25 protein-coding genes and 1 tRNA gene are annotated in these 26,989 nt (G+C 36.5%); 8 read left to right on the forward strand and 18 right to left on the reverse strand.

Features of this window, described 5'->3' with window-relative positions; genetic code table 11:
• Positions 1–54: 54 nt before the first annotated feature.
• On the reverse strand, positions 55–1,569 hold the full coding sequence (locus tag C3L23_RS05000; protein WP_127680463.1) for a hypothetical protein: 1,515 nt from the start codon (positions 1,567–1,569) through the stop codon (positions 55–57).
• Between the two features lie 113 nt (positions 1,570–1,682).
• The gene (locus C3L23_RS05005; protein WP_127680465.1) at positions 1,683–3,008 is read right to left on the reverse strand and encodes an adenosylmethionine--8-amino-7-oxononanoate transaminase; all 1,326 of its coding nucleotides are present in this window, start codon (positions 3,006–3,008) and stop codon (positions 1,683–1,685) included.
• A 77-nt stretch (positions 3,009–3,085) separates the two neighbouring features.
• On the opposite strand from C3L23_RS05005, the gene C3L23_RS05010 reads away from it, so the two are divergent.
• The 3 genes from C3L23_RS05010 to ftsZ are packed head-to-tail and all read left to right on the forward strand — an operon-like array spanning position 3,086 to position 6,968.
• Positions 3,086–4,525 (forward strand): peptidylprolyl isomerase, encoded by a 1,440-nt coding sequence (locus tag C3L23_RS05010; protein WP_127680467.1) that lies wholly within the window; start codon positions 3,086–3,088, stop codon positions 4,523–4,525.
• A 10-nt stretch (positions 4,526–4,535) separates the two neighbouring features.
• The gene (ftsA, locus tag C3L23_RS05015; RefSeq protein WP_127680469.1) at positions 4,536–5,852 is read left to right on the forward strand and encodes a cell division protein FtsA; all 1,317 of its coding nucleotides are present in this window, start codon (positions 4,536–4,538) and stop codon (positions 5,850–5,852) included.
• A 9-nt stretch (positions 5,853–5,861) separates the two neighbouring features.
• Positions 5,862–6,968 (forward strand): cell division protein FtsZ, encoded by a 1,107-nt coding sequence (gene ftsZ, locus C3L23_RS05020; protein ID WP_127680471.1) that lies wholly within the window; start codon positions 5,862–5,864, stop codon positions 6,966–6,968.
• Between the two features lie 5 nt (positions 6,969–6,973).
• On the opposite strand, the gene C3L23_RS05025 is transcribed toward ftsZ, so the two are convergent.
• Positions 6,974–7,753 carry an ABC transporter permease gene (locus tag C3L23_RS05025; RefSeq protein WP_127680473.1) on the reverse strand — a complete coding sequence of 260 codons (780 nt, stop codon included), beginning with the start codon at positions 7,751–7,753 and terminating at the stop codon, positions 6,974–6,976.
• A 49-nt stretch (positions 7,754–7,802) separates the two neighbouring features.
• Here C3L23_RS05025 and fliL point away from each other — a divergent pair, with 49 nt between their 5' ends.
• The 3 genes from fliL (at position 7,803) to C3L23_RS05040 (ending at position 8,785) form a co-directional block, all read left to right on the forward strand.
• The gene (gene fliL / locus C3L23_RS05030) at positions 7,803–8,324 is read left to right on the forward strand and encodes a flagellar basal body-associated protein FliL (protein ID WP_127680475.1); all 522 of its coding nucleotides are present in this window, start codon (positions 7,803–7,805) and stop codon (positions 8,322–8,324) included.
• Positions 8,324–8,665 carry a holo-ACP synthase gene (acpS, locus tag C3L23_RS05035; protein WP_127680477.1) on the forward strand — a complete coding sequence of 114 codons (342 nt, stop codon included), beginning with the start codon at positions 8,324–8,326 and terminating at the stop codon, positions 8,663–8,665. Before fliL ends, acpS begins: the two co-directional genes overlap by 1 nt.
• Before the next feature lie 43 nt (positions 8,666–8,708).
• Positions 8,709–8,785, forward strand: a tRNA-Arg gene (locus C3L23_RS05040).
• Here the strand turns inward: C3L23_RS05040 and C3L23_RS05045 are convergent.
• Genes C3L23_RS05045 through C3L23_RS05060 form a run of 4 tightly spaced genes read right to left on the reverse strand, consistent with a single transcriptional unit; the run spans position 8,786 to position 13,023 of the window.
• A complete protein-coding gene (locus C3L23_RS05045) occupies positions 8,786–10,036 on the reverse strand; it encodes a TolC family protein (protein WP_127680479.1) in 1,251 nt (416 codons plus the stop codon).
• 9 nt (positions 10,037–10,045) lie between these two features.
• On the reverse strand, positions 10,046–10,753 hold the full coding sequence (locus tag C3L23_RS05050) for an ABC transporter ATP-binding protein (protein ID WP_127680481.1): 708 nt from the start codon (positions 10,751–10,753) through the stop codon (positions 10,046–10,048).
• 1 nt (position 10,754) lies between these two features.
• On the reverse strand, positions 10,755–11,900 hold the full coding sequence (locus C3L23_RS05055; protein ID WP_127680483.1) for an ABC transporter permease: 1,146 nt from the start codon (positions 11,898–11,900) through the stop codon (positions 10,755–10,757).
• Positions 11,893–13,023 carry an efflux RND transporter periplasmic adaptor subunit gene (locus C3L23_RS05060; RefSeq protein WP_127680485.1) on the reverse strand — a complete coding sequence of 377 codons (1,131 nt, stop codon included), beginning with the start codon at positions 13,021–13,023 and terminating at the stop codon, positions 11,893–11,895. Before C3L23_RS05060 ends, C3L23_RS05055 begins: the two co-directional genes overlap by 8 nt.
• 108 nt (positions 13,024–13,131) lie before the next feature.
• On the opposite strand from C3L23_RS05060, the gene C3L23_RS05065 reads away from it, so the two are divergent.
• Positions 13,132–13,707, forward strand: a complete 576-nt coding sequence (locus C3L23_RS05065; RefSeq protein ID WP_127680487.1) for an LPP20 family lipoprotein — start codon at positions 13,132–13,134, stop codon at positions 13,705–13,707.
• A gap of 3 nt (positions 13,708–13,710) precedes the next feature.
• Here the strand turns inward: C3L23_RS05065 and C3L23_RS05070 are convergent, their stop codons facing one another.
• The 6 genes from C3L23_RS05070 to C3L23_RS05095 form a co-directional block, all read right to left on the reverse strand.
• On the reverse strand, positions 13,711–14,505 hold the full coding sequence (locus C3L23_RS05070) for an ABC transporter substrate-binding protein (protein ID WP_127680489.1): 795 nt from the start codon (positions 14,503–14,505) through the stop codon (positions 13,711–13,713).
• Positions 14,506–14,508: 3 nt separating this feature from the next.
• Positions 14,509–16,545, reverse strand: a complete 2,037-nt coding sequence (locus C3L23_RS05075; RefSeq protein ID WP_127680491.1) for a SpoIIE family protein phosphatase — start codon at positions 16,543–16,545, stop codon at positions 14,509–14,511.
• A 314-nt stretch (positions 16,546–16,859) separates the two neighbouring features.
• Complete coding sequence (locus C3L23_RS05080) at positions 16,860–17,501, reverse strand: uroporphyrinogen-III synthase (RefSeq protein ID WP_127680493.1); 642 nt, start codon at positions 17,499–17,501, stop codon at positions 16,860–16,862.
• 19 nt (positions 17,502–17,520) lie between these two features.
• A complete protein-coding gene (guaA, locus tag C3L23_RS05085) occupies positions 17,521–19,056 on the reverse strand; it encodes a glutamine-hydrolyzing GMP synthase (RefSeq protein WP_127680495.1) in 1,536 nt (511 codons plus the stop codon).
• A gap of 72 nt (positions 19,057–19,128) precedes the next feature.
• Positions 19,129–20,439 (reverse strand): sodium:proton antiporter NhaD, encoded by a 1,311-nt coding sequence (gene nhaD / locus C3L23_RS05090; protein ID WP_127680497.1) that lies wholly within the window; start codon positions 20,437–20,439, stop codon positions 19,129–19,131.
• Positions 20,432–21,859: an L-aspartate oxidase gene (locus C3L23_RS05095; RefSeq protein ID WP_127680499.1), complete on the reverse strand. Its 1,428-nt coding sequence runs from the start codon at positions 21,857–21,859 to the stop codon at positions 20,432–20,434. Before C3L23_RS05095 ends, nhaD begins: the two co-directional genes overlap by 8 nt.
• 148 nt (positions 21,860–22,007) lie before the next feature.
• On the opposite strand from C3L23_RS05095, the gene C3L23_RS05100 reads away from it, so the two are divergent.
• On the forward strand, positions 22,008–22,430 hold the full coding sequence (locus tag C3L23_RS05100; RefSeq protein WP_127680501.1) for a DciA family protein: 423 nt from the start codon (positions 22,008–22,010) through the stop codon (positions 22,428–22,430).
• Here C3L23_RS05100 and C3L23_RS05105 read toward each other — a convergent pair.
• The 5 genes from C3L23_RS05105 to C3L23_RS05125 all read right to left on the reverse strand — a co-directional run bounded on the left by C3L23_RS05105 (position 22,413) and on the right by C3L23_RS05125 (position 26,952).
• Positions 22,413–22,814: an amino acid-binding protein gene (locus C3L23_RS05105; RefSeq protein WP_127680503.1), complete on the reverse strand. Its 402-nt coding sequence runs from the start codon at positions 22,812–22,814 to the stop codon at positions 22,413–22,415. The two genes, C3L23_RS05100 and C3L23_RS05105, sit on opposite strands and share 18 nt — an antisense overlap.
• A 1-nt stretch (position 22,815) precedes the next feature.
• Complete coding sequence (locus tag C3L23_RS05110; RefSeq protein WP_210402400.1) at positions 22,816–24,111, reverse strand: phenylacetate--CoA ligase family protein; 1,296 nt, start codon at positions 24,109–24,111, stop codon at positions 22,816–22,818.
• A 120-nt stretch (positions 24,112–24,231) separates the two neighbouring features.
• The gene (locus C3L23_RS05115; RefSeq protein WP_127680505.1) at positions 24,232–24,636 is read right to left on the reverse strand and encodes a PaaI family thioesterase; all 405 of its coding nucleotides are present in this window, start codon (positions 24,634–24,636) and stop codon (positions 24,232–24,234) included.
• Positions 24,623–25,147, reverse strand: coding sequence for a 2-oxoacid:acceptor oxidoreductase family protein (locus C3L23_RS05120; RefSeq protein ID WP_127680507.1), 525 nt, complete (start codon positions 25,145–25,147; stop codon positions 24,623–24,625). Before C3L23_RS05120 ends, C3L23_RS05115 begins: the two co-directional genes overlap by 14 nt.
• Entirely contained in the window at positions 25,144–26,952 is a 1,809-nt protein-coding gene (locus C3L23_RS05125) for a thiamine pyrophosphate-dependent enzyme (protein WP_127680509.1), read from the reverse strand. Before C3L23_RS05125 ends, C3L23_RS05120 begins: the two co-directional genes overlap by 4 nt.
• Positions 26,953–26,989 lie beyond the last annotated feature (37 nt).

Genomic DNA, 26,989 nt, shown 5'->3' on the forward strand with positions numbered 1-26,989 from the left:
GTTATATGTTCGTCAACATTTTAAGCTTAAATTTTATTTTTTTTATAAATATTATTATTTTTTCTTAACAACCATTAAATAATAAATAGTAACAATCGGTATCGTTACGTTTAAAACAGTGACAATTATCATCAAAATTCCAAGTTTGCTGTAATCCTGAGGCATTATAACGTGTCCGTTTTCAACGACTTTACGGCTGACTACGAATATTTCGTTTAAATATTTCGTAAAGAGTCCTCCGGCGGTGAGAGCCAGGTTCATAAGGCTTGCCATAAGGGCAAACCAGGTAGCTCTTTTGCCTTCCGGCGCATAAATGGCTATGAGTGTAAGAAGCGGAATCATACTAAGCTGTGCAAAAGGAGACTCCACCGCTGTGTCTATAACGGCTACTGTTTTTGGAGAGAGTCCCCAGCTCTGAGGTATACCGTAATATAGCCCGATAATCGGTAAAAAGAGTATAGTAGTAATGACAGTCAGCCATATAAGCGTATAATGGACAGGCTTTTTAGCTATAAAATCACTGAAAAGCCACATTCCGAGGATCGAAAGAACGGCACCGATTTGAGAAAGCGTTCCAAAAAAAGCTTTATCGAAATGCAGTATATCGATTTCCCACCACTGAAGCCCGGGACCTACACTCGGCATTGCACGGTATACGAAAATAATAATTGCCGTTTTGATAATAAAGCTTTTTGTTTTCGGGTCTATATCTTTTAAAAGAAGAGACAGCATATAAACAATTACACTGAAACTGACTAAAAACACAATTTCCTGAGAATACTTAAATACAAAAGCAACTATGTGATTTTGCCAGTGTTGATACTGCCCGTATCCCATAAGCACGACAAATACGGCAAAAGCCAAACCGCCGCAGAGAATTTTACAGTTGATGGGGCTCGGTTTGGCAACGTCAAGTTTTACTATCGTAACTCCGATAATGGAAATCAAAGGAATAATTAAAGAAATTTCGAAAATAGTTTTATAAGACAAAATCTGAGCAAGCCACCCTGAAAGACCGGCCACAAGAACTCCGGCAAATGAAATGGCAAGACGGCCCAAAATCTGCACATACGCAAGCTCTTCCTGGACAATTTCCTCGGGCTGGTTACGGTCGACTACTTCCGTACTCATAGTATCGGCCACAACATCCTGCAAAACAAATCCGATTACGCTTAAAAGTGCGGAAATAATATACACGTTTTCCTTGCTGGCAAATTTAGCCCACGGATAATCACCGGCAAGACCTATTAAAAGCACCGTCCCGGCAGCTATTAAACTGGCCCCGATATAAACATACGCCCTTCTTTGTGAACCCAGTATCGGCACACTGTCCACAAGCTGCCCGAACACCATTTTAATGGTCCACGGAATACTTAACCATACACCCAAACTCACCAGTGCTGTCGCGGAAAGATTTAATTGCTCTTTTACCCAGAATGTTTCCGCCACACCGCTTATTCCGCTTGCACCGTAAGCAAAATATATCATCAAAAGCGGCAGATATCTTAGTCTGAAATGCCTGATTGGATTTAAAAGTGATTTTTTAATAGCTTCTTTTATATTTATCATTTTATATCTCCGGTTAAAATTATTATTCAAACTATATACAATATTGATTAATTTATCATTGAAAATTTAAAATTCATATTTTATTTCATAATCTTTCACTGCAGCTTTATATATCAATTTTCTATACTCTTAATCCCCTCATACGCCACATCTGTCATTTTATCAATTTCATCATATTCAATTACATACGGCGGCATAAAATATATCACGTTTCCGAGTGGTCTTAGCAACACTCCGTTTTTCAGACCGTATTCGTAAACTTTAAGCCCTTTTCTCTCCTGCCACGGATAATCTATCATTTCTACAGCCGTAATCATTCCCGTTTGGCGTATATCTTTTACATTCGGAAGGTCTTTGAACTTTTGCACTTTGTCCCAGATATATTTTGATAATTTCTTATTTCTTTCCAGTACAGAATACCATTTCCCCTCTTCATATTTCCACTGTTTCATTTCAAAAATGTCAAGTACGGCGTTAGCCGCCGCAATCCCGAGAGGATTCGCCGTATACGAATGCGAGTGCAAAAACGCCTTTAGTTCAGTGTAATCGCAATAAAACGCCCTGTAAATATCATCCGTCGTAAGCACTACGCTAAGCGGCAGATATCCACCGGTAAGCCCTTTACTCAGACACATAAAATCAGGCTTGATTCCGGCCAGTTCGCATGCAAACATACTGCCCGTTCTGCCGAATCCCACGGCAATCTCATCTGCAATCATCAGGATATTGTATTTATCGCAAAGCTCCCTTAGCCCTTTAACAAACAGAGGCGAGTGCATTTTCATATATCCCGCACACTGCACAAGAGGTTCGATTATAAGCGACGAAATGTTTTTATGATGTTTTTCGAAAATATTCTCGGCTTCTTTCAAAGCTTTCTGCGCTTCTTCTTCGCTCTGATCTTCAGGTATAGGGATAGTAATGTTTTTAATCAGTATTTCTTTATAGGTATCTTTATAAAGCCCCACATCTCCGACGCTTAAAGCGCCTATGGTTTCACCGTGATATGAATTTTTAAGACTCAGAAAAAGCTCTCTCACCTGGCCTTTGTTTTTCCAGTAGTGAAAAGCCATTTTAATGGCGACTTCCACAGCGCTGCTTCCGTTATCTGCATAAAAAACCTTGTCAAACCCGCTGAGTCTGCAAAGTCTCTCACCGAGCCTTACCGCTCCTTCATGTGTAAACCCTGCAAAAATTACGTGTTCGAGCGTTTCAAGCTGCTGTGAGATTTTTTTATTTATATATTCGTTAGAATGTCCTAAAATATTAACCCACCAGCTGCTTATGGCGTCTATATATCTGTTTCCTTCAAAATCTTCGAGCCAGACGCCTTTTGCTTTTTTTATAGGAATAATTGGTAAAAATTCGTGATCTTTCATCTGAGTGCAAGGATGCCAGTTGAATTTTAAATCTTTTTGCATAATTTCTTGATTTTTCATCAAAAATCCCTTCTTTAGGACGTTTTTTTTTATTATAATATCAAAAAACGTGTTAGAATTTATAACAAAGGAAAAATATGATCGAATGGATGCAGACGCATAGAAAATGGCTTGTAATAACTATATGGATAGCTACAGTGGCATTTATAGGAGCCGGATTTGTAGGATGGGGACAGTTTCAGTTCGGAAGAAAAAGCTCAACCGTGGCTAAAATAAAAAATACCGAAGTGAGTATTCAGGATGTACAGCAGATATATAACAATCTTTTTCAGGAAATGAATAAAAAACTCGGCGGAACGCTTGACGACGCAACCGCAGAAAAAATGGGATTAAAAAAACAGGCTTTTCAAATGGCAATTCAGCAAGGCGTACTCAGACAGTATGCCAAAGACCTGGGAATGTACGTTACCGAAAAAGAAATAGCGGAACAGATTCTTAAATATTTCAAAGACAAAAAAACATATATGCTTTACCTAAGACAGACAGGCCAAAAAGCAAAAGAATTCGAATCAAACCTGAGAAAACAGCTTTTAGTTCAGAAACTTCTTACAGCTCTTCACATAACACCTTCTGAAACATTAAAACTTACATTCGGAAGCGCGTTATACAACAGCGACAGTTTAAAAATAAAAATAATCAACAAATCATCAGTAAAAGTAAATTTAAGTGAAGACGAAATAAAAGCTTTCTGGGAAAAAAACAAAAACAGATACCAGTCGCCTACCATGTATAAAATCGCAATAGTGACTACACCTATAAAAGGTGTTGCAACCGAAAAAGAACTAAAAGAATACTACAGCGAAAACAGAAACGATTATAAAAACGACAAAGGCGAAATTTTAACTTTCGACCAGGCTAAAAAACTGGTAAAAAGAGACTATCTTGCGAAACTTTCTAAAAAAGACGCGATTCTTGCGTATAAAAAACTTAAAGAAGGCGCTGAAAACTACAGACTGCTTACTTTAACATTAAACAACAGCATAATACCTGAAGACAAAATGAAACAGCTTATTCAAAACGGATATGTAAAACCTTTTATCGATCAAAACGAATACATAAGCGCAAAACTTGTTGAAGAAATCAAACCAAAACCTCTTCCTTTCGAAAAAGCTAAAGCCGACGTAATCAAAGACCTGTTAAACATTAAAACGCTTCAGGCTTTGGAAAACAACGCAAAAGAAGCTTTAAAAGGAGATTTCAAAGGATACAAAACAGGTTTTGTTACAAAATACGACGCCAATAAAATAAAAGGCCTTTCTCCTGCAGAAGCAACAGAATTTTTATTTACAGAATTCAGTCTTCAAAAAGCTAAAAATTATCTGTTGATTCCGGCTACAAACCCTCAAAAAGCCGTTGTTTATCAAGTTTTGGAACAAAAGTTGCTGGATAAAGCTAAATATGAAAAAAACAAACAGCAGGTTGCCGCTATGGCGGATGCCACTTTAAACGCTGCACTGCTTGACGATTTAATTAAAGATTTAATGACAAAATACAATATTGTAAGTTACGTAAAATAAAGGAACGACATTGAAATCAATTTTAGCTATTGATGTAGGCAGTTTCAAAACAATTGCGATTATTGCAAATGTTGACGAGGAACTATCTATCAGCGGGGTGGGAATAGCAAAAAGCAAAGGTATTAAAAAAGGCGCTATCACAAATATTGACGAAGCGGCAAAATCTATAAAACAGGCTCTTAGCGACGCAAAAAGAATTGCCGGAATAGAAATCAACAAAGCAATCGTTTCTATTTCGTCTACATATACTCAGAGTATCAAAAGCAACGGTATAGTAAACATACCGGGTAACGAAGTAACACTTAAAGAAATAAACAGAGCAATTCAAACGGCATTATACAATGCCACAATACCAAACGATTATGTTGTTCTTCAGGCGATTCCTTATGATTTTAAAGTAGACGAGCTCAGCGAAATAGAAGACCCTCAGGGAATGAGCGGAAGCAGACTTGAAGTTTCCCTGCATATAATAATAGCTCAGAAATCGGGAATGGAAAATCTTAAAAAAACATTCAAACAGGCAGGAATTGAAATCGTAAACATCGTAAACGCAGGATACGCCAGCGCTCTTGCGGTGCTAAACGAAGACGAAAAAGAACTTGGCGTTGCAGTAATAGACATAGGAGCGACTACTTCTGATTTAGCGATATATTTAAACAAAGCCTTAAGATATACAGATTTTCTTGCAGTCGGAAGCCATCATATAACAAGTGACCTTTCAATGGCGCTTCACACTACTCCTAGCGAAGCCGAATATATTAAAACACATTTTGAAGAACTTATAAAAACTGAAGAAGACCTTATTGAGATTTCAGTTATAGGAAACGAAAACGAAAAACAAAAAGCATCACTCAGCACAATTACACAGGTTATCAGCGCAAGGGTGGAAGAAACATTTTTACTTCTAAACAAAGAAATAGAAAGAAGCGGACTAAAAGCCAAACTAGGCGCCGGAATAGTTTTAACCGGAGGATTTACTAATTTTTATAATGTAAAAGAGATTGCGTCTCAGTTTTTTGACGGGCATCCTGTAAGAGTCGGAAAGCCTAAAGTTATAAACGGGCTTGTTGAAAATCTTCAGGCTCCGGAATACGCCACTGTGATAGGTTTATTATTATACGGTAACGGTGAAAACAACAAATATGAAAAAGATTCAAATCAGCAGTTCAAATCTGAACACGTATTTGATATTCAGTTTGACGATGAAATGCAAAAAGAACAAAAACAAGTTGATGAAAAGGAGGAATTGGCAAATATCGCATCTCAAAAACCACAAAAAATCAATCCATTCAGAAAATTCATAACTTGGTTAAATAATCTATTTTAAGGGGAGAAAATGAACGAACTATTCAAAATCAATGAAACAGTAGACGGACCTGTAATAAAAGTAATAGGTGTCGGAGGCGGCGGAAACAATATGATAAATTATATCGCCACTCAAGGTATAAAAGGAGTGGAACTAATAGCCGCGAACACTGATATACAAGCGTTAAAAACAAGCAAAGCTCATAAAAAAATACAGCTTGGCTCACGCCTCACAAACGGTCTTGGAGCCGGAATGAAACCGGAAATCGGAATGAAAGCGGCTGAAGAGACTTATGAAGAGCTAAAAGAAGCGCTTCAGGGAGCAGACTTGGTATTTATATCTGCAGGAATGGGCGGAGGAACCGGTACAGGTGCCGCTCCCGTAATAGCAAGAGCTGCAAAAGAAGTGGGAGCTCTTACTATAGGCGTCGTAACAAAACCTTTTCCTTTTGAAGGGCCTAAAAGAAAAAAACTTGCAGAATCGGGAACAACCGAACTAAAACAGGAAGCAAACTCTATCGTAGTTATTCCAAATGAGAAACTTCTTACTATTATCGACAGAAAAGTCGGAAGAAGAGAAGCGTTTGCACTTGTAGATGATGTTTTATATCAGGCTGTAGGCGGTATTTCTAATATGGTTATCAGCTATGGCGAAAATGATATCAATGTTGACTTCAACGACCTTAGAACTGTTATGTCTCATCAGGGTCTTGCTCTTATGGGTATGGGACAGGATCAGGGTGAAAATGCGGCATTTAACGCAATTAAAAAAGCAATAGAATCACCGCTTCTTGATAATTTATCAATTGACGGGGCAATGGGTGTACTTGTTCACTTTACATTACATGACGACTATCCTTTGGCTGAAATTGACGAAGGTATGAATATAGTTTACGAAAAAGCTGACGAAGACGCTGATATTATTTTCGGTACCACAACAGACAATTCTCTGGCACCTGATGAAATAAAAGTCACAATCGTAGCTACAGGATTTGAAAAAAGCAAAGTTGAGAAAAAACCTGTAAACGACATAAAAGACGAAATCATGCAGTCATTTACTAAAAAAGTCGTAGGCGGTATAGAGCTTGACAGCGACGCTTTAGATATTCCTGCTTATTTAAGAAGAATGAAGGATTAATTCCTTCAGAAGATTAAATAAAAAGCCGATACGACGTAATCGGCTACAAATATTAATATAGATGCGATTACAACGGCTTTAGTCGTACTAACACCGACTCCTTTGGCTCCCCCTGTAGTGTTATATCCGATATATGTACCAACGGCGCTAATTAAATATCCGAACACTAAACCTTTTACAATACCTTCACTGAAATCTTTTATATCACCGAACTGTTTTATGTTTTCTATATATGTGTAACCGTTTACGTCAAGTGTATAAACGGAAATAAGATAAGCACCTATATTCGCTACCGCGTCAAAAAACAGTATCAGCAGAGGCAATGAAATAATAGTTCCGAGTATTCTTGGAATAATAAGATACTGTTTTGAATCAACAGCCATAACGTCAAGAGCGTCAATCTGCTCGGTAACTCTCATACTTCCTAGTTCCGCGGCATAAGCGCTAACTCCCCTGCTCACCACCATAAGAGCTGCAAATACGGGACCCAGTTCCTTACAAATTGATATAAAAATAGTATATCCCATAAAATCCTCTACTCCGAATTTATGAAACCCATTATACAGCTGTACAGCCTCAACCAGTCCCGTAAAAAACGACGTAAGAAAAATAACCCCCAAACTTCCGAATCCCATAAAATTTATCTGTTCGAAAATCTGCTTGATTCTAAAAGGAGGTTTAAACAGAAGCGGCAGAAGTTTTATCTGAAATATGGTAAATTTCCCCAGCCCCGCTATAAAATCAATGGTACTTTTACCGATTATATAAAAGAAGTCGCTTATCAAATTAGACCTTTTTTGCTAAAATTATAACAAACTTACACAAAGGATGAAAATGGCTGAAGAAAAAGAAAATCAGGAAACTCAGGAAGAGAAAAAAGAAGGCGGGAGTAAATTACTTTTAATCGTTATTATTGTGTTACTGCTGATACTTCTTATTGTAGGAGGTTTAGTGGCCTATTTCCTATTAAGCGGAAACGATGAACCTCAAGCTGATCAACCGCAGGCACCTCAAAAAATAGAGAAAAAGAAAAAAGTAGAAAACATGGCTGAAATCGGCCCTATTTATCCGTTAGACCAGTTTATCGTCAACCTTGTATCCAACAACGCAAACAGATACTTAAAATGTAAAATAGACCTTGAAATGGACTCACCGGACTTACAAAAAGAACTTGATAAAAAACTTCCGGCAATCAGAGATTTGATTATAAGAATACTTTCAAGTAAAACAGTTGAAGAAATACAAACTTCAAGAGGAAAAGAAAAACTTAAAGAAGAAATAAAAAGAAAAATTAATGAAATTTTGACAACCGGAGAAATAAGACACGTATACTTTACGGAGTTTGTTATACAGTAATGATCGGTATTGATGTAATATCAGTTTCAAGAATTGAAAATATGATAAATAAATTCGGCGATAAAGCCTTAAAAAGATATCTTAACGACAATGAAATAAAACTTATTAAATCTCCTCATACTGCAGCCGGTTTCTGGGCTGCAAAAGAAGCTTTTTCAAAAGCATTAGGGACAGGCATAGGAGAGGAATGTTCTTTTTTGGATATAGAAATAATAAAAGACAAAAAAGGCAAGCCTTGTTTTTCTTCATCCACTCTTGAAAAGTTTAATTTAAAACAAGCCGACGTATCAATATCTCACGACGGAGGCTTTGCAATTGCCGCAGTAATTATTATGAAATGATTTTACATTTTCCGTTTTACATTGTATAATTTCATCTCTAAATGTCCCCGTAGCTCAGCTGGATAGAGCACCACCCTGCGGAGGTGGGGGTCGTGCGTTCGAATCGCGCCGGGGACGCCATTACTTCAATAAACTCAAAAGCTTTTTATAATCTATACCGCTTTTAAGGTAATATTCCATTTTTATAATCTGAAGTTCGTTTTGAGCCTGTTTGTAAAGTGCAATATAGTATATTTTTTTGCTTAGGGCATCAAGGTAAGTGATATTGTCCACAAGTCCGTTTTCGTATTTGATTTTAACTGTATTATATACGCTGTTTGCCATATCCACCGCACTTTGCAGGGATTTTATTTTTTCTTTTTGTGTGAGTAATTTCTGTCTGGCAAGTTCAAAATCGGTTTTGGCCTGTTTTTTTGCAAATTCAAGCCTGCTGGCAGTTGCAAGTTTTATATATTTTGAAGATTCGACTTTCGATTTAGTCGAAGTGTCGAAAATATTAAACGTCAGACTTATATTCAGCTGATTTTGTTTATCAGGCAGATCGCTTAAAAGTTTTTCATTATAATCGCTGTATCTGTAATAACTTAGCGTATCTTCGATTTTTAACTGCGGTTTTTTTGAAGATTTTGCAATATTTATACTTTCTTCCGACGCTTTTAAATTCTCTTCAAGAGCTTTAATATCGCTCGTAGTGGAATATTTTACGTTTGTATCGGGAATTACGCTTGTATCAAGTCTGGATACTTTTACACCGCTGTAAAGCTCTATATTTTTAATAAGCTGCATTTTCTGATATTTCAGTTCTTCAATAGTATAAAGGTTTGCCTCATATTCGCTTTTTAATTTCAAAACATCTTCTTGCGTTGCCATTTTTAAGTCGTATTTGCTTTTTATTCTTTCATACTGGGCTTTTAACGCCCTGCCTTTTTCTTTATAAACTTCAATATTTTCTTTAATGGTTTTCAGATTAAAATACAAAGTAACAACATTCAAAATAGTCTGATTTACATTGCTGATATTTTGATATTTCTGGGCCTTGTATTCATACAGTTTCTGGTTTTTTAAAGCTCTGTTTTTACCTCCGTCATACAAATCCATGCTAAATTTGACAAAAGCCGCAGCAGTATTGACAACCTGCGTGTTTCTTACATCCAGATCCAGCCTGTTATAATTTAAACCGCCGGTAAGTTTCGGATTATAAATATTCCTGACACTCTGAAAAGACTTTTGTTTTGCTTCCTGATAATATCTGTCCGCTTTTAAATTTTGGTTGTTTTTCAATGTGTCGGTAATCAGCACTTTTAAATCCACCGCGTTTGACGCAGTTATAAATACCGCTGCCGCCAGTGCCGTTTTCATTAAACTTTTCATAATTTCTCCTTAAATAATATGCTCTTTTAACTGGTCTTTTACCACTATTTTTTTATCTTCTATACTCAACACCTTATCGCAGTATGGTAAAAGGCTTTCGTCGTGCGTAACCATAATAATCGATACGTTATGCTCTCTCGTTATCTGTTTAAGAAGTTTTACGACGTTTTGAGCCATTACTTTATCAAGCGCCGCGGTAGGTTCGTCTGCAAGGATAATATCCGGGTTGTTTGCAAGCGCCCTGGCTATGGCAACCCTCTGGTTCTGTCCTCCGCTGAGTTCACTCGGCATTGATTTTATTTTTTCCAAAATATCCAGGTAATCCAGCAGTTTTTCGACTCTCGGCTTTACTACGTTTTTCGGCTCTCCGTTTTGATAAGGCAAAAGACTTACATTCTCTTCGACATTCAAAAACGGTATAAGATAATGCGCCTGAAAAATAAACCCGAGTTTGCTTCTTCTAAGTTTCCTGTCGTCTTTAATAAGCCATTTATTGTTATATACGATTTCATCGCCTATTTGAATCATTCCGCTTGTAGGCTCAAGCACACATCCGAGCATCATAAGAAGCGTCGTTTTCCCGGCACCGCTTGGAGCAACAAGAGCTGCGAATTCACCTTTATTAAGTGTAAATTCCGCTCCGTCTATTACAACTACCTCACTGCTTCCCTGTCCGAATTTTTTAACCAGTTTTTCTACTTTAATCGCAACTGACACATTATCCTCCTATCGCCTGCGTTGGGTCTGTTTTCATAACCTTGTAAATCCCGAAGAAAGACGCGAAAATCGAAAATATCAGAATAATTACAAACAGCATAAACGAATCGCTCGAAAGCAAAACAATTCTTTTCGGAAACCGTCCGCTTATCATATGCGCAAAAATATTTCCGGAAATAAAAGCCAAAACTCCCAAAATAACCGTTTCTTGAATAATCATCGAAGCTATGGTTGAATTTGGTATCCCTATTAATTTCATAATTGAAAGTTCTTTCATTTTTTCAAGCGTCATCGTATAAATAATAAGCGCTATAATAACCACGGATACTACTATCAGAATAACCGTAAAAGTCCCTATCTGTTTTGAGGACTTCTTTATTACCCTCTGAAGCAGCAAAACAAGCTCCTGCGGAGTGGTATATACGGATTTGTGGGTATTTTCCTCTATTCTTTTGGCTACTTCTTTTGGATCGTACCCCTGTTTTACTTTAGCTATTATCGCATTCACAAGATGAGGGTTTGTGCCTTTTATACCGCGTTTCTCATCGCTTCTTATTCTTTCGTTGGTATATGTAAACTGAAGTATCTGAGCGTCTTTGAGACTGACAAACACAAGATAGTCCCCTCCGTTTGAGACGGTGTCTTTCGTAATACCCACAACCGTATAATAATCCCTTCCGAGTTTTATTTTTTCGCCCAGTTTATAATGAGTTTTGTCACTGACAACTATTTCGTAATGCTCTTTATTAAGAGTTCTTCCGGCAATAAGTTTTTCAGGATTTACGGCGGATATTTTTCCAAACGGATCATATCCCACTATCATAGCCTTAAAACTTCCGTATCTGTTTGACATTTGAACGTTTTGAAATGTTATGGCTTCAGCGGACTTGATACCTTCCTGATAAGAAATTCTGTTCTTTAAATCTTCATGTATTTTTGAAGTTTCCGCAAAAGGGCCGAGCGTATCCTGCTGGACAACCCAGATATCCACATCTAAATCATTCGTCAAAGCCTTTGCGTCATATATCATCCCTCTGTAAAGGCCGATCATTACGATTACGATTCCAAGAAGAATCCCGACACTCATAGCCGTAATTATAAACTTGGAAAAAGAATGGCTTATGTCTTTAAAAGCAAGATTAATCATTATATATTTTCATCCCTTCTTTTAACGTTTTCTTTTTCGGATCCGGAATAATAACCGTTATGTCGCCTTTATCAATCGCAACTTTATTCCCTGAACGGGATAATATTTTAACGGGAATAAAATGAGCTTTTCCGTTTTTAAGAATCCATACGCCCTCTTTTTGAGAATAAAACGCAATGGCTTTTGCCGGAATTGTATTCATATTTTTAAGATCTGCCGTTTTAATATTTACGATTGCCTGCTCGTTAAGATAAAACGGAACGGGAGTCTTGTTGAATTTTACAAATATTTCCCTTTCGTTTGTAACGGCATTATTTACCGGATTTATTTTATAGACATATCCTTTAAGATTTTTTCCTGAACGGAGATGAATAAATGCTTTGTCGTTTATTTTAACTCCTCCGCTGATTCTGGTATCGATAAAAGTATCAACCCAAACATCTTTTGGAGAAACAACATCTATTATAGGTTGGGAATTGCCGATCACATCATGATTGGATATATATTTTTTAGTAACATATCCGCTAACCGTAGCTTTGATTGTATATCTTTTAAGTTTTTCTTCAAGAGCGGCTATATTTGCTTCCGACTGTTTGATCTGATTTTGAAGCGATACTATTTTTTGTCCGATTGAACTCACTTTAAGCTTGGCAACGTCTCTGTTTGTAAGATATTTTCTGTATTCAAGCTCGGAAATCGCTTTTTTTTGATAAAGCTTTCTGTTTTTTTTGAGCACGTCTTCCTGATACAGATAGTCTTTATAAGAAGATTCTTTATCGGCTTTTAAGCTTTGTATGTTTGCTTTAATTACTTTTATGTTTTCTTTAATGGACTGAATCTGTTTGTTCAAATCAACACTGTCGATTTTTGCTATCAGCTGGTTTTTATTGACATACTCACCTACCGAAATATTAAAATCGTTAACCCTGCCGCCGAAAACAGCGCTTACTTTATATATGTTTTCGCTTCCGACGTTTCCTACGCCTTCGATTTTAACTTTCATATCCGCTTTTTGAACGGTTGTCGTTTTAAATGTATGTTTCGGAATATAAACCTTTTTATAAAACAGCAGTCCGGCTCCTGCTGCAATTACTGCCAAAACGGCATATTTTAATACTTTCATAATAATCCTTCAAAGTTTTGAACATTATATGTATTTAATATCAACCGTTCTTAAACTCAAAGTTTATATTAGATAATTGTGTTATAATTTTCACAAAAAGGATTTAGGATGAAAAAAATAATTTTAGCTACTGGTATTGCTTTACTTTTTCTCGGCTGTTCCTCAAAAGAAGCTCCTAAACCCACAACCCCGCAGGTCAGCGGCGAATGTGTGATTCAAAACACGGAAGCTCCTAAATGGGTATGCACGGGCGGAGATATTAAAGATTACGTAACAGCAGTCGGAAGCGCTAAACCGACCCCGTTGGGATTCAGTTTTCAAAGAAGCGAAGCTATGGCTATAGCAAGAGACGAAATAGCAAAACAGCTTCAGATTAAAGTTAAAAACATGTTCAAAAATTACATGGCGACTACCGGGGCAAATACAGATTCTGTTGAGAAAGCGACACAGTATGTTTCAAAACAGTTGGCAAAACAGACTCTTATAGGCTCTAAACAGCTTAATATGTGGATTGCACCTGACAAAACATTATATGTGCTTGTAGGAGTTCCTTTAAACGCACAAAAGGCAAAAGAGGTAATCAAGTCATCATTACATAACCAGGAAGCTTTATGGCAGCAGATTCAAGCGGATAAAGCGCAAAAAGAACTTGATAAAGAAATAGAAAAAGAATTCGGTAATTAAACTTTATTCTTTTTCTTTAAGCCATTTTTGCAGTATTTTCTTTCTTAATCCGCTTTTATCCAGTTTTTCTATTTCACTGTTTAATTCTTTCAACAGCTCTTTAGCTTTAGGATACTGTTTAGAAATAAAAAGTCTGAATTTAGAAACTTTTAATTTAGGATAAGCCACATAAGATATGTCTTTTGGAATTTTACATTTACCAATCATTTCATAACCTAAAACAGCTTCTTTTGAAGCAACCATTATATCACACCTGTCTGCCGATATCTTTTTAAGAACGGCACATTGACTAGTGGCTTCCTGATTAATGGTTTTGTTTTTATCAAGATTAAAAACGGTATAGTAAAATGCGGTATTATATCCGTTAACATCACAAATTCTTAAAGAATTGATATCGTTTTTTACTTTATTTAATATCTCTTTTTTTGTAAATCTTTTTTTAGAATACCATATAACCTGATGCGTCGTATAAATAGGTTTTGTTATATACAAAACTTTTGCTCTTTTTTCAGAATACAGCCCCGGAAAAATAATATATTTTTTTGCCCTTGCATAATGACTTACCAGATAGGTACATCTTTTCCAGGGCACCAGATCAAGTTTATACGTCATATTCAAATCTTTAAACATAACGTTATACATATCAACCAAAGCACCTACTATCTTGCTTTTGTCCACTCTTCCGTCCACTCTTTTATAAAACACAAACGGCGGCCATTCAGCACCGTCGTCACATATATGTATCACATCTTTAGCATATAAACTTACAAACATAATCAGCGCAAGCAAAATTTTCATTTTTTACCCCCTCTTTATCTTAAATCCTATTACCGTAATATCATCGGTTCTCAATTCGTCTTTTTGATATTTTTTTAATTCTTCCCAAAACAGTTCTTTTTGAATTTCAAACTTACTGTTATGATATTTTTCAATAAGCTGTTTAAACCTTTTTTTACCAAACGGCAATTCGCGCTCACCGCCTATCTGATCTAAAAATCCGTCGGTAGTTACATAAAATTTCATTCCGTTAAATAATTTTATGTCATACTCTTTGTATTTATAATTAATATCGGTATATACATCTCCCACAGAACGTCTGTCGCCCTTTATTGTTTCAATTTCTCCTTTTTCGTTTAAATAAAACAACGGAACGTTTGCACTTGAAAAAGTCAAAATATTTTCATTTTTATTATAATAAATTATAGCACCGTCAAATCCGGCATTGGAGTTTGAATCTTTCGTATACTGTTTCAATATAGATTTTATGGATATATTAAACTGTGTCAAAATTTCTGAAGGGGATATTTTTTTGGACGAAAGATTTAACTCGTTTATTATATGCATTTGTATGGCTTTAACGAGCATTGTCATTAACGCTCCGTGTACACCGTGTCCCGTACAGTCTATAACCATTAATAAAAACTCATTTTTTCTAACTTCGTCTAAAAAGTATATATCTCCGCCTAGCACGTCTTTAGGTTCCCATATAATAAAATAATCTTCAAACGATTTATCAAACGCCTTTACAGACGGAAGAATCGATTTTTGTATTAAAGAAGCATATCTTATACTCTCTTCCGTCATATCAAGAAGTGCTTTTATTTTACTTGTTTTTTGCTCTACAAGATCTTCTAAATGATTCTTCAGCTCTTCAAGTTCTTTTTTGTCGGTAATATTGTATGAAATCATAATATATTTGCAGTCTTCGTTATCAAACATGCATTTTTTAGTCATATGTGAATACAGCCAGTATTCTTTACCGCTTTTGGTGACGCATTTCACTTCCCCGTTCCAAGAACCGTTTTTATTTACTTTTTCAATCAGTTCATTTAATCTTACGTTTTTAAACAGTTGGTGTTTGTTATTAAGCAGTTCTTCTTTTGAATATCCGCAAGTTTCACAAAAAGCTTTCGTAACGTCAATCACTTCGCCTTTTTCATTAAATTCGCTTATTATTACATACTGATTAATAACATTCATAAGTTCTGACAATTCTCTGTGCAGTTTTGAACTGACGGCAATGCCTTTATTTGTAAATTCCGCTATTTCGCCGAATTCGTCTTTGGTGTTTATTTTAATCGGCTTAATTGATTGTTTAGGATTGGCTAAAAAGTCAAAAAACCTTTTAAGACCTTTTCTTATCTCTTTTAAAGGTTTGTTTATAAATTCGTTCAAAGTAAACACTAACACCACAATAGTAAAAAGAGCCGCAATTATAAAATAAAACAGTAATATTTTCTCTTTTTGAAGAGTGCTTTTGTATATTTTATTAAATTTCTCATTTACAAGAGCCAGCTCTTTTTTTTCTATTTCATTTAAATGTTTAAGTACAGGACCCAAATCATAGTAAATTTTCACATAGCCTATCGGTTCGTTGTTGTAAATAAGCTCTTTTTTTATAAATTTATATTTTTTGAATTTAGGAGGCAAAGGTGCTGAAGAAAAAACTTTTTTACCGTTTTCTTTGTAAGCTGATAAAAAAACGCCTCTGGCTACAGTGTCATAAATAATTACTGCCTTTATAACATCATCTTCCAGCAACACGTCTTTTACAACTTTTTTAGCAGCTTCTTCCTGGTAGTTAAATAAAGAATAGCTTAATGTAGTTGCGGAAAAATTTATTAGTTTTTTTAAATTATAAAGCGTTTTTTCTTTTGTTTTTTGTTTCTGTTCTTCTATAAAACTGACAACAAACTGTTTTTGCTGAGTATTAAGAGTTTTTAGTATATTAGACTGGTGCGATTTGATTGACGAAGCAATCCATATCCATATTATACTTTGCATAACTATAATGAGGAGAAGAACTTTGAATACGATACTGTTTCTAAATTTTACCATAAAAAGCCTCAATGTTTTTCTTTATTATATCATATATTAAATATGGTAAAAAAGAAACTTTTTAAGACCCGGGAGGGCGTTCACGCAGTGACTTTGGGCTCCGCCAAGTCACACGTTTGAGGATAGGAGGGCCGGTTTAGGGGCGGCATAAGCCGCCGCACACCCCGACCCTACCGTCTCCTCCATAAAATTGGTTGTAGGGCCCCAAAATGTGCGGGTAGCGACACCTCCCAGGTTGAGCGGAATTGTATCAGAAAGTCTGAGTAAAATCAAGCAAATCCGAAGAATTTCAATGAACTTTTATATGTTTAATTTTACCTTATTTTTAGGGATTTTGCAAGTTTAATACATTCATTAATTGAAGGTTTATTCGCAACGTATACTTTATTTATATATTTATAAAGTTCTTTTTGGGTTTTTTTGCCTATCGCAACTGCAAATATGTTTTCAAAATTCTCTATTTTAGCAAAACAGCTTGCGGTTGAAGGAGAAGTAAATATCACTACGGAAGGTTTTATTAATATGGTATCGGGTCTGTTACACAATGTTTCATAAATTATCACTTCTTTTAAAGTATTGTTTATAAACTCTTTTTCGATATTTGAGACCAGTTTCTTTGCCCTGAAAAAAAGGAAGGTTTTATTTTGATATCTTTGATTAATTTCTTTAGCAAACTCGTCTCCGTACGCGTTTTTTGCAATATATTCCACCCTGCCGCCAAGTTTTTCTATTTCAGCAGCTGTTGCTTTTCCTATTGCCAAAGACGGATATTTTTTCCACTCATCCGTCAATTTATCAACTGCTCTTACACCGTTTTTAGAAGTAAAAATAAGATAATCAGTATTTTCAAAAGAAAAAGAGGGAGAGAGAAAATTTATTTTGATTACCGGATAATTCAATACACCGTCAATTTTCTGATCAGTTAAAAGATATACAGGTAAATTTTCACTCTTCACTTTTAACTTTTCACTTCAATTATTCCCACTCTATTGTTGCAGGAGGCTTACTTGAAATATCGTATACTACTCTGTTTATTCCGTCAACCTCGTTGATAATTCTAGTACTTACCCTCTCAAGAAAATCGTGCGGGAGATGACTAAACGTTGCCGTCATACCGTCTGTCGAACTTACGCACCTGATTGCAACCGTGTTGTCATAAGTTCTGTTATCGCCCATTACTCCGACGCTTCTTACGTTAAGAAGTACAGCAAACGCCTGCCATACATCATTGTATAGTCCCCATGCTTTAAGTTCCTGAATCAAAATTGCGTCCGCTTCTCTTAAGATATTCAAATCTTCCTCATTCACTTCACCCATAATTCTTATCGCAAGTCCAGGTCCAGGGAACGGATGTCTGTAAACCAGCTCGCTAGGCAGACCAAGCTCAAGACCTAATTTTCTGACTTCGTCTTTAAAAAGTTCTCTTAACGGTTCTATAAGCTCAAACTGCATCCAATCAGGAAGACCACCAACATTATGATGGGATTTTATTGTTTTAGAAGGACCTTTTACGCTTACACTTTCAATTACGTCAGGATACAGTGTTCCCTGTGCAAGGAATTTAGCGTCTTTGTGTTTTTTTGCTTCTTCGTCAAACACTTCGATAAACGTATGTCCGATTATTTTTCTTTTCTTTTCAGGGTCCACAACCCCTTTTAGTTTGCTTAAAAATCTTTCTCTTGCATCTATAGTAATTAAAGGCACGTGAAGCACGTTTTTAAACGCATATTCTACTTCTTCTCTTTCATTTTTTCTAAGAAGTCCGGTATCAACAAAAATAGGAACAAGTTTATCTCCGATAGCTTCATGTAATAGCGCTGCTGTTACTGAGCTGTCAACACCGCCGCTTAGAGCACATATAACTTTATTGTCGCCGACCTGCTCTCTGATTTTTTTAATCTGTTCTTTTGCGAAATGAGCCATATCCCATTTGCTTGTAACACCGCAGACGTTTCTTGCAAAGTTTCTTAAGATTTTCTGCCCTTCAACACTGTGAGTTACTTCAGGGTGAAACTGAATAGCGTATATTTCTTTTTCTTCATTTACTATTGCCGCATAAGGGGCATTTGAAGTATGCGCAATTCTTTTAAATCCGGGAGCGAGCTTCTCAACCCTGTCTCCGTGGCTCATCCAAACTACGGTAGGATTTTGCAAGTCTTCAAATATTTTATGCGGTTCATCTATAAATAATTCCGCTTTACCGTATTCATGATGATCCGCTCTTACAACTTCTCCGCCAAAATCTACGGTAATGAGCTGCATTCCGTAACATATACCTAAAATAGGAAGACCGAGCTCATATATTTCCTTATCTACCCTGTATGCGTCTTTTTCGTATACACTAGCAGGTCCGCCGCTGAAAATTATACCTTTCGGTTTTTTCTCTTTAGCGGCTTTCAACCCGTCAAAATAAGGAACTATTTCACTGTAAACACCCTCTTCTCTTAATCTTCTAGCTATTAATTGAGTATACTGGCTGCCAAAATCAAGTATTAATATTTCAACTTGCATATATTTCCTTTTTTAATGTAATTGTAACAAATTAATCAACTATTTATAATGGTAAAAAGAGAAAAAGAGGGATTAATAGAATTTAAGAATTTCAAACTGGAAGTACCATATAACAATACTTAATATATATCCTGCTAAAACAGTCCATGCATATTTCATATGGCTTCCGAATGTATAAATACCTCTCATTCTTCCCATTACACCGACACCTGCGGCACTACCAAAACTGATTAAGCTTCCACCTATACCGGCAGTCATAGTCACAAGCATCCACTGATCGTGTCCCATAGGAGGATTTGCTTTAAGAATCGCAGCCATTACCGGAACATTGTCAATTATGGCACTGATAAATCCTACCCCGATATTACCCCATGTAGGTCCTATTAAATCAAACAGTTTAGTAACGTAAATCAGCCAGCCTAGGAAATATAACGCTCCAACCGCTGATAAGATACCAAAGAAGAATAAAAGCGTATCGTTTTCTACTTTTGCCATATTTACAAAAATATTAATATGTTCTTTATGTTTTCTTTTATGATAAAAAGTATAAAGCTGTAACAGTGCCAAACCGAACATCATACCCCACATTGCAGGAAAATGTAAGAAGATATGTCCGAGAACAGCTATAGTAATCGTTAAAGCTCCAAGCCAAATTACAGCTTTTCCTCCAACTTTCATTTCAACTTTTGGTGTTGTTAACACATCAAAATGCGGTTCGCCTTTTGGTACAAACATACTCAAAAGCCATCCTGTAAGTAGCCATCCGAAAAATGCAGCAGGAAATAAAGCAATAAAATCTATAAAATCACCTTTTCCAGCTGTCCAAGCCATTAATGTTGTAATATCACCGAACGGTGACCATGCACCCCCGGCATTGGCTGCAACCACTATATTAATAGCTCCCGGAACCAGGAAATTTATGTTCTTTTTATCAATCGTATATAAAACGGTAGATAAAATCAAAGCCGTAGTAAGGTTATCTGCAACAGGAGAAATCCAAAAAGCCAAAGCTCCGGTAATCCAAAAAAGTTTTTTATAACTGTAGCCTCTGGAAATAAGCCTGTATTTCAAAGCATCGAAAACACCTCTTTCAATCAAACTCTCAATATAGGTCATTGCAACAAATAAGAAGAAGAAAATTTCAGCAATTTCCAGTATAAGTTTTTGCATCTCATGATGCAGAGGCGTAGGGTCAAGCCCGTTAATCGCAAAATAAATACCGATAAGCATAAAAGAAAAAGTACCGATAAACAACGCCGGCTTAGCTTTGTTTATTTCAAACTTTTCCTCAGTAGCAATAAAGTAATACCCCAACACAAAAATCATTAAAACTAAGTAACCAACCCATGTATGCGTAAAATCATGAATTAATGTTTCATGCATGTTCATCCTTTCTGTAATGTGCTCCTAAAGAATTTTTTCTTTCCAGCGCCGCTTTGACGATTTCTCGCGCCGTATAAAATCTCAGTTTTGCCAATCTTCCGAGTTCCGGAATTGTTTTTTCTATAAAATCGAGAGCTTCTTTTAAACCGCTTTCTTTACGTATTATACCAACATTTTTCCACATATGCTCTCTTAAAAGATTTTTATAATATTTATCTTTTTCCTTAAACAGTTCTTCATTATTTATGTCAAAATCAGTCTTTTTAGTTTTGAAGTTTTCTTTTATTATATTTTGAGCCGCTTTTCTGGCAAATACAAAACATTCAAGAAGCGAGTTGCTTGCAAGTCTGTTTGCACCGTGAACCCCTGTGTTTGCAACTTCTCCTACCGCATAAAGGTTCATAAATCCCGGAACTTTTGAATTACAGTCTACTTCAATACCTCCCATAAAATAATGAAATGCGGGTGATATAGGTATTTTTTCATGAGGAACGTTAATATCGTAATCTCTGAGTTTATTATATATAGTAGGAAAACGGTTTTTAAAAAATTCTTCGTCAAACATACTTACGTCAAGAAATACTTTATGCCCTTTTTGCTGATGCATAAAAATTGCGCGGCTTACTATATCGCGGCCTGCCAGTTCCCCTCTCTCGTCATATTCGAAAACAAATCTTTCACCGTTTTCATCTACAATATGGGCACCTTCACCTCTTAACGCTTCTGTCAGAAGCATTTTTTGGGATGTTTTCATTTCAATAAACACTGTAGGGTGGAACTGTGTCATTTCCATGTCTCTGAGTTTAATTCCTTTTTCAACGGCAATACCCTGCATATCTCCGGAAATAGTTCTTGCATTAGTATCAAATTTATATAACGCCCCTATCCCTCCGCTGGCTAAAATAACATTGTCGGCATATATATTAAACTTTTCCCCTTTTCTTAAAACAGACACGCCGTAAGCCGTGTCATCTTTTATCAAAAGATCAAAAACCACGGTTTCATCAATAAGAAAACTGTTGTCTTTTTTTAATAAAAACTTGTGAAGCTCTCTTCCGGTGGCGTCTCCCCCGGCGTGATAAACACGGCTTACGCTGTGCGCGGCTTCTTTTGTGATTTCCGGATCGAATTCAAAACCGTAATTCATTATTTCTTCTTTAAGCTTTAAAGAAAGTTTACTTAAAATCTCAACCATCTCTTTTTTATTATGAAAAACTCCGGCTTTAAGCGTATCTTCAATATGTAGAGGAACGTCTTCTTCGTCCAGGGCCATCGTTACGCCTCCCTGGGCATAAAAACTGTTAGCGTCCCATACCTGGTTTTTTGTTATTATCAGTGTTTTAAAATCTTTTTCATTTAAAAATTTAGCACACCATATTCCGGCAATACCGCTGCCTATAACCACTGCATCAAATTTCATATAGCCTCACTTATTTTATATTAATGGTATTGTTAATATCTATAATTTTCAAATCGCTCTGATTCACTTCTTTATTCTGTTTCGTACCCGGCCATACCGGATCTGCTTTATATCCGCATCCGGCCAAAAAAAACGCTATAATTACGACATGAAAAAAGCGAATGAAATAATAAACCATATACTTAGTCCTTATTCGGATAAAATTCAACAAAAACGTTGTTTAAAAAAAATTATATCATTACTGCCCCCAAAATACAACAAATATATAACATCCTTACAGTTAAAAGGTGAAATTTTATTCATCAATGTATCGCACCAGGCAATAAAACAGGAACTGTATTACAACAGAAACCTGATATTTTCAATTATAAAAACAATGCACAGCGCAAATATGTGTACGAATATAAAACCCTCAAAAATAATTACAAATTACAAATACTCACCTAAACCGAAACCGTCTAAAATATATAAATTCTATATAAAACCCGCCGGAAATTTTGAAATTAAAGCAAAGAAAAAAGAGATAAAAGAAAAATTTGAAGAAATAAAAAAGCTACTCAAAAGAAATTGAATTCTCTTCAAGCAGCTTTTTTGCTTTGTTTAAAAGAGCAGTGTTTATTTTAAAAATAAAACTTCCTTTCATTTCACTGTTAAGTGTATAGCAATACTCAATGTCTATTCCGTTGTCGCTGAAAAGACTTACCACCCTGCTGAGCGCCCCTATTTCATCATCAATTTCAACCTTTAACACATCCGTAAGTGTTAAAGAAAAACCGTTTTTTTCAATTGCTTCGCAGGCTTTTACGATATCATCCGTTATAACCCTTAAAAGTCCGAAATCACTGGATTCCACCAAATCCACCGCTTTAATAGACACGCTGGCTTCAGCCAAAACCGAAGTAATTTCTTTTAATTTGCCGTGTTTTTTTTCCAAAAAAATAGTAATCTGTTTCATTTTATTTCCTTTTATCAACGATTCTGACCGCTTTACCCATACTTCTTTCTATTGTTTTAGGCTCAACCAGAATAATATTGGCATTTATATAAAGATTGTTTAATAAAGCCTGCTGCAGGTCTTTTTTGATTTTCTCAAGAGCGGCAACATTATCCATCATAATATCGTCACTCACTTCCACTAAAATTTCAAGTTTGTCGAGGTGTCCCTTTTTATCCGCTACTATCTGATAATTCAGCGTAACACCTTCCGTATTTGCTATAACATGCTCAACCTGTGAAGGATATACGTTTACACCGTTGATAATCAGCATATCATCCGCACGCCCTAGCACGCTTTCCATTCTTACCGTTGTTCTACCGCACGCACAAGGTTCCCTGTAAAGTTTGGTAATGTCACCGGTTCTGTATCTTATAATAGGCAGCGCCTGTTTTGTCAAAGTCGTAATTACAAGCTCTCCCTCTTCTCCGTCAGGAAGCACTTCTCCCGTTTTAGGATCTATTATCTCCGGATAAAAATGATCTTCGTTTATATGAAGTCCTCTTCCTTTGTTACAGCTGCAACTGACACCAGGCCCTATAATTTCACTGAGCCCGTAAACTTCATAATAATCGATATCCCAGGCTTCAGCCACTTCTTTTCTTAATCCTTCACTTGTAGGCTCGGCACCGAAAAACCCGCATCTGAGTTTATAGTCTTTTCTGAAGTCAGGTCCTGCGGCTCTCGCTTTTTCCGCCAGGTGCAGTGCAAATGAAGGTGTTGCGAATAATACTGTCGCTCCAAAATCACGCATCAGCATAAGCTGTCTGTCGGTAAATCCTCCGCTTGCCGGTACTATCGCCGCTCCAATTTTCTGGGCAGCCTCGTGAAATCCAAGCCCGCCTGTAAACAGCCCATATCCGTAAGCATTATGGCATACGTCTTTTGAATTAACATCGCCCATTGAAAGACATCTCATCATTACTTCATCCCATACTTCCATATCATGTTCGGTATAACCCACAACTGTAGGTTTACCTGTTGTTCCGGAAGAGCTGTGAATTCTTACAACTTCGTTCATAGGAACAGTAAAAAGTCCAAACGGATAATTGTCTCTCAAATCCTGTTTTTTCGTAAACGGAAGTTTTTGAATATCTTCAAGAGATTTGATATCATCCGGCGCAATTCCGAGCTCGTCAAATTTCTGCTTGTAAAAGGGACTCAGCGCATACACCCTTGTAACAACTTCTTTTAATCTTTTCAGCTGTACTTTTTCTATATCTTCTCTTTTCGCACTTTCTATTTTATTCCAAATCATTTTATCTCCTTTTCATTAGTTGGTAGTGGGTAGTAAGTAGTAGGTAATCTTTATATTTAAATTGCTTCTTTTATTTAACCGACAAATTTATACTGACAACTACTCACTACTCACTACCCATTACTCACTTAAAACATCCCTGCTCGTCTTATAAACAGTCCCCGTAAAAAACGCTATTTTCTTTTCACCGTTTGTTATTATCACTTCGTAAGTTCCGAGTCTGTTGCTCTCATCCACAAGTTTTGCCTCCGCAATAAGCTCATCTCCGAGTTTTCCTGCATGTATAAAAGATATTGAGGTATTGATTGCAAGTGAAACTTTCCCGAATGAATTACTAGCAACTGCAAAGGCGAAATCGGCAAGGGTAAATATAGCCCCGCCGTGTGCCACACCCGCCTGATTAAGATGAAACTCCGTTATTTTCAGCTTGGCCTTTGCATATCCCCAGTGGACTTCTAATAGTTCTATTCCTATATTTTTAGAAAAATCCCTGCCTTCTGTAAAAAAGGTTTTAATTTTTTCCATATTCAAGAGCTTTTTCTAAAATATCAAAGTTTTGAGGCGCAAATTTAGGGTTTATCTCCTCAATTGCAGCTTTTACCTCATCTATGCTGAAAGGAAAATCTTTTACCCTTGCAAGAGTAAGCCCAAGCATAAACACATTCAGTCCTTTAGCGTCAAAAACACCCTCTTCCGCTAACTCATTCGCATCTACTGCAAACACATTTGCATCAATTTCCGGGAATTCATCGGCATTTACCACTACGTTCCCGCCTCTTTTAAGATAAGGAAGATTAAGTATTGCTTCATCCTTGTCAAGCCCTATAAGCAGATCAGCCTGGGCAAGGTCTATCAAAGGATTGTAAAAATCTCCTATTTTAATGTGAGAACTTACACTTCCTCCTCTCTGGCTCATTCCGTGATTTTCTGTTCCTAAAAATTTATATCCTTTTTTACCTGCGCATATACTTAATACCTTAACCAAAAAGACAACTCCCTGTCCTCCGAATCCCGCAACTACTATCTGATATCTCATTTTTCATCCTTTCTTGGAATAAATGCGTCTGTAGGACATATACCGCTTATACATACACCGCACCCGATACAAAGAAGCGGATCGATTTCTATTTTACCTCTTTCATTATAAGCCATTGGAGGACATACATATTGAGTCGTACACACATCACAAGCCACACATTTCTCTTCATCAACGGTAGCGAAAATACCCGGAAGAAACTGCGTAGCTCTTTCTTTATCAAGAACACAGTACTGTCTGCTTACAACCACAAGAGGTCTGTCGGTTTCCTCATATCTTTTTTTCACTTCTTTAAAGAAATTAATCGTTTCGTTTATATCAGGCTTGTAAAAGTATTCCATTACTTCCGCGCCGCACCCTTCGGCCACTTTTTTAATATCAACTTCTCCGCTTGTAGCCCTTTCAGGAGTAGTCTGACGCCCGGTCATTGCCGTAGTTGAGTTATCAAGTATTACAAGTATGAATTTGGCTTTTTGATATACGGCGTTGATTAGAGGTGCCGTGCCGGAATGGAAAAACGTAGAATCCCCGATAGTAGCGATTACCGTTTTATTTTTATCGGCTATTGCAAATCCGTGAGCCATTGAAACGCTTCCGCCCATACATAAAACCGTATCAATAGCGTCAAGGTTTATTCCGAGTGTATAACACCCTATATCGGAAGGATAAATGGATTTTTTCGGTCTAAAAACTTTTTTAATTGCAAAATATACATCCCTGTGAGGACATCCCGGGCACAGATTCGGTTTTCTTGTTTTAGCATTCTCTACGCTAAATACGGGTTTATAAATATTTTTACCTTCATAAAATCCTATTTTAGTAAGTGCCTCAAGCACCCTTTCTTTGTTCATTTCATCAATTTGATGCATATGCCCGCTCATTCTGCCGTAAACATTCTCGCTTCTTAACTCTTCTTCTATTACAGGATAAGTTTCTTCCACCACAAGGACTTTATTATACTTTTTAACCAGTTCTTTTAATTTATCTACCGGCAGAGGATATGGCATATCTATTTTTAAAAGATCAATATCAAGTCCTAACTCTTCAAGAACCTCTTTTACGTATCCGTAAGCCGTCCCGCTTGATATGATTAAATTTTCCGTATCTTTAAGCTCATCAATTTTAGGCTTTATCAGTTCGTTATAGTTATATTCTCTTATTTTATTTATTCTGTCTAACTGCTCATATGCCTGTTTCAGTCTTCCTGCTCTCGGAACGGCAGCCCATCTAGGAATATCACGCTCAAAATTTCCTTCAATGTCTTTATATTCAAAATTACCGTCAATCTCTACGATTTCCCTTGAATGAGAAACCCTCATAACGGTTCTTAACATTACAGGTATTTCAAAATGTTTTGAAATTTTGCTTGCAAGTTTTGTAAAATCATACGCTTCCTGAGGAGTAGCCGGATCAACAACCGGTATTCTCGCAAATCTTGCAAACTCTCTGCTGTCCTGTTCTGTCTGTGATGAGTTAAATCCGGGATCATCCGCCACTATTAGAACAAACGCGCCTTTATTTCCTATAAAACTTGCACTCATAAGTGCGTCGCTAGCCACGTTAAGTCCCACCTGTTTCATAGTGGCTGCAGCGTTTACACCGGCTATCGCTCCGGCATACGCGACTTCAAAACCCACTTTTTCATTTGTAGCCCACTCTGCGTATACAGGCAGATCTTTTTTTATTTTCTGTACGGTTGTAAGTATCTCGCTCGAGGGAGTACCCGGATAACCGCTAACCATTTTAGTATTTGAATGCAAAAGCCCGTAAGCAATCGCTTCATTTCCCATTAATGTCAACTTCATACTTCACCTTTGTGTAGAATTTAAACAATAATATCAA

The sequence above is a fragment of the Nautilia sp. PV-1 genome, from assembly GCF_004006315.1.
In the GTDB taxonomy this organism is placed as follows: domain Bacteria; phylum Campylobacterota; class Campylobacteria; order Campylobacterales; family Nautiliaceae; genus Nautilia; species Nautilia profundicola_A.

What these genes read in the sequence shown, in the direction of transcription:
- C3L23_RS05115 (WP_127680505.1), bottom strand. Translation starts at nt 24,636, where the DNA reads ATGGAAAAAATTAAAACCTTTTTTACAGAAGGCAGGGATTTTTCTAAA.
- C3L23_RS05075 (WP_127680491.1), bottom strand. Translation starts at nt 16,545, where the DNA reads ATGGTAAAATTTAGAAACAGTATCGTATTCAAAGTTCTTCTCCTCATT.
- C3L23_RS05005 (WP_127680465.1), bottom strand. Translation starts at nt 3,008, where the DNA reads ATGAAAAATCAAGAAATTATGCAAAAAGATTTAAAATTCAACTGGCAT.
- C3L23_RS05110 (WP_210402400.1), bottom strand. Translation starts at nt 24,111, where the DNA reads ATGATTTGGAATAAAATAGAAAGTGCGAAAAGAGAAGATATAGAAAAA.
- C3L23_RS05070 (WP_127680489.1), bottom strand. Translation starts at nt 14,505, where the DNA reads ATGAAAATTTTGCTTGCGCTGATTATGTTTGTAAGTTTATATGCTAAA.
- C3L23_RS05120 (WP_127680507.1), bottom strand. Translation starts at nt 25,147, where the DNA reads ATGAGATATCAGATAGTAGTTGCGGGATTCGGAGGACAGGGAGTTGTC.
- C3L23_RS05105 (WP_127680503.1), bottom strand. Translation starts at nt 22,814, where the DNA reads ATGAAACAGATTACTATTTTTTTGGAAAAAAAACACGGCAAATTAAAA.
- C3L23_RS05010 (WP_127680467.1), top strand. Translation starts at nt 3,086, where the DNA reads ATGATCGAATGGATGCAGACGCATAGAAAATGGCTTGTAATAACTATA.
- C3L23_RS05100 (WP_127680501.1), top strand. Translation starts at nt 22,008, where the DNA reads ATGAAAAAAGCGAATGAAATAATAAACCATATACTTAGTCCTTATTCG.
- nhaD (WP_127680497.1), bottom strand. Translation starts at nt 20,439, where the DNA reads ATGCATGAAACATTAATTCATGATTTTACGCATACATGGGTTGGTTAC.
- fliL (WP_127680475.1), top strand. Translation starts at nt 7,803, where the DNA reads ATGGCTGAAGAAAAAGAAAATCAGGAAACTCAGGAAGAGAAAAAAGAA.
- ftsZ (WP_127680471.1), top strand. Translation starts at nt 5,862, where the DNA reads ATGAACGAACTATTCAAAATCAATGAAACAGTAGACGGACCTGTAATA.
- C3L23_RS05065 (WP_127680487.1), top strand. Translation starts at nt 13,132, where the DNA reads ATGAAAAAAATAATTTTAGCTACTGGTATTGCTTTACTTTTTCTCGGC.
- C3L23_RS05060 (WP_127680485.1), bottom strand. Translation starts at nt 13,023, where the DNA reads ATGAAAGTATTAAAATATGCCGTTTTGGCAGTAATTGCAGCAGGAGCC.
- C3L23_RS05095 (WP_127680499.1), bottom strand. Translation starts at nt 21,859, where the DNA reads ATGAAATTTGATGCAGTGGTTATAGGCAGCGGTATTGCCGGAATATGG.
- C3L23_RS05000 (WP_127680463.1), bottom strand. Translation starts at nt 1,569, where the DNA reads ATGATAAATATAAAAGAAGCTATTAAAAAATCACTTTTAAATCCAATC.
- C3L23_RS05125 (WP_127680509.1), bottom strand. Translation starts at nt 26,952, where the DNA reads ATGAAGTTGACATTAATGGGAAATGAAGCGATTGCTTACGGGCTTTTG.
- C3L23_RS05055 (WP_127680483.1), bottom strand. Translation starts at nt 11,900, where the DNA reads ATGATTAATCTTGCTTTTAAAGACATAAGCCATTCTTTTTCCAAGTTT.
- guaA (WP_127680495.1), bottom strand. Translation starts at nt 19,056, where the DNA reads ATGCAAGTTGAAATATTAATACTTGATTTTGGCAGCCAGTATACTCAA.
- acpS (WP_127680477.1), top strand. Translation starts at nt 8,324, where the DNA reads ATGATCGGTATTGATGTAATATCAGTTTCAAGAATTGAAAATATGATA.
- C3L23_RS05045 (WP_127680479.1), bottom strand. Translation starts at nt 10,036, where the DNA reads ATGAAAAGTTTAATGAAAACGGCACTGGCGGCAGCGGTATTTATAACT.